Source organism: Bradyrhizobium erythrophlei (assembly GCF_042430365.1).
In the GTDB taxonomy this organism is placed as follows: Bacteria; Pseudomonadota; Alphaproteobacteria; order Rhizobiales; family Xanthobacteraceae; genus Bradyrhizobium; species Bradyrhizobium erythrophlei.
Genome location: NZ_JBHMET010000095.1, coordinates 1 through 2077, shown reverse-complemented (window position 1 = coordinate 2077; position 2077 = coordinate 1). Strand labels below are relative to the sequence as shown.

At 62.4% G+C, this 2077-nt stretch carries 2 protein-coding genes; one reads left to right on the top strand and one right to left on the bottom strand.

Annotated features, from left to right (window positions below; translation table 11 throughout):
- Positions 1-801 precede the first annotated feature (801 nt).
- Complete coding sequence (locus ACFFWD_RS16630) at positions 802-1242, bottom strand: hypothetical protein (protein ID WP_376966947.1); 441 nt, start codon at positions 1240-1242, stop codon at positions 802-804.
- A 261-nt stretch (positions 1243-1503) separates the two neighbouring features.
- On the opposite strand from ACFFWD_RS16630, the gene ACFFWD_RS16625 reads away from it, so the two are divergent.
- Positions 1504-1758 carry a hypothetical protein gene (locus ACFFWD_RS16625; RefSeq protein ID WP_376966945.1) on the top strand — a complete coding sequence of 85 codons (255 nt, stop codon included), beginning with the start codon at positions 1504-1506 and terminating at the stop codon, positions 1756-1758.
- Positions 1759-2077: the final 319 nt, after the last annotated feature.

Here is a 2077-nt window from a genome sequence, read left to right as displayed (position 1 = left end):
TGAACCGAATCGTACATCAACTCCGCAAAAGACCGAGTTCTTGCCCAGCCTCGACGGGCAACTCGGCAAAACCTGTCAAGTCTCTTCGGATAAAATATTTCTGTTTTTCTGAATCTAAAATCGGTGCATGAATTCGCCCGTCTCACCCGCTTGAGGGGCGCGTCGCGATCGTCACGAGTGTTGCGGTGGGATGCGGTGGACGCCGAGCGCGCAACTGACGAGTGCGTGGAGAGGCGGACGGTGAAGTCGTGTGGTCCTGACGCCCCAGTGGTTGATCTCCTCGCAAGACGCGCGAAACGTCCTGCGAAGACGGTGACAAACAAGCCCGTCTCGCCGGGGAGAGCACGAAGGAAGCCGTAAAACCATCGCGCAGGGAAAGCCGGAGTTTCCGGTTAGTAAAACCATCGCGCAGGGAAAGCCGGCGTGTTTTCCGGTTTCACCTGTGGTCCTACCCCGGTGCTTTTGTTGCACCGGACCCATGGGTGCAATCGGCACCCGGCTTTCCCTGCGCCCTCTGCTCTTCAAGGGGGTAGAAGTAACCCAAGACTCGGACGCAATGCGTCGCGAGATCGCGGTCGCGCATCCTCATCGCTGTTTGATATGTGAATCGGGTCATCAGCTCGTCATTGCGAGCGGAGCGAAGTAATCCATCCTTCCGCGCATGCAATGACGTGGATAGCGTGGGGCACACGACCGGAACGTAGGGTGGGCAAAGCGAAGCGTGCCCACCGTCGCGAGCACAGCTCGGCCCGGTGGGCACGGCACTGCGCGCCTTTGCCCACCCTACATACTGACGACGCCCTACCGCATCGTGATCGCAAGCCCGCTCAGATCGGCGTTCGCCATCAGGCCCACCTGGTGGCCGGTCAATTCCAGCACCGCGCCCTTCTGGTTGGTCAGCACGATGGCGCGGGCGCCGCCGCCGACCGCAAGGCCGGCGCCGGCCGCGCCATAGACGCCGGCGACGTCGCTCGCACGATTGATGTTGCTGACCCGACCGCGCAGCACGGTCTTGGAGCCGCCGAACACCAGGCCGTAGTCGAGCCCGCCGGTCGAGAGCGCGTAGGTGCGGCCGCGGAAGGTCAGCGTGCCGCTGCCGCCGGAGCCGCCGATGATCCATCCGGCCTTGTAGATCGTGAGTGTCACGAAGCCGCTGTCGGCATGAGCCGCGGACGAGACGGCGAGGCCGACGAAGGCGGTCAGCGCGACCAAGGCGGCGCGAAGGGCGGATGAGAATTTCATGGGTCGGTCTCCCCGGATTTCTGTCACGTCAAGGTTTGTCGGATCGCGAGATGCGGGCGAATCGCGATTGACAGACCTTAGCACGCGCGCGGCGGCGCAATTGGGACGGCCGCGCGCGCTTCCATGACAGGCTTTTCCACGCAGTCCGCGTTGAACCTGTCCCCGGGCTCCCAATACTCAAGTCATGTCCGGGGCGACACGCCCCTGAGCTCCAGAATTGCCTTCCCGGAGCAGATCGTTTTCCAACCGGAGATCTCGAAAATGCGTCGTCTTTTCCTCGGCCTCGCCACCGCTGCCGTCGCCGTCTCGGCGTTTGCCGCAACTGACACGGCCAACGCCACGCCCTTTCACCTGATCCGCTGGCAGGACTCCGGCTTCTGCCAGATCTGGGACCAGAGCATCCCGACCACGCCGTGGCCGGCGAACTACACCGTCGTCAGCGAGGAGATGCCCACCTTCGAAGCCGCCTTTGTGCTCAAGACCGGTCTGTTGCAGAGCGGCGCCTGCTCGTTCTGAACATCCTTCACATCGATGACACGAGGCGGGCGCGCAGCGATGTCGCGTCGCCCGCCGTTGCGCGTCGGACGCAACGACGTCGACACATCGCGGAAGCAATCGGCGATCGCACATGACGTTGTCCGGCATCTGGGCCGTGCCCATGCGGTGAGCGGATCGGCCGCGCCTAGAGCCTTTCCCGTTCCGATAGAATCGGAACGGGGCTCTAGATTTTTGTTTTGACGCGTTTTCTTCACGCGAACCGGTATCCACTTCGCTCGAAAACGCTCTAGCAGTCTGCTGAAAAACCTCTCGCCGTAGCGAGAATTTGCTGATTCAA

What these genes read in the sequence shown, in the direction of transcription:
- ACFFWD_RS16625 (WP_376966945.1), top strand. Translation starts at nt 1,504, where the DNA reads ATGCGTCGTCTTTTCCTCGGCCTCGCCACCGCTGCCGTCGCCGTCTCG.
- ACFFWD_RS16630 (WP_376966947.1), bottom strand. Translation starts at nt 1,242, where the DNA reads ATGAAATTCTCATCCGCCCTTCGCGCCGCCTTGGTCGCGCTGACCGCC.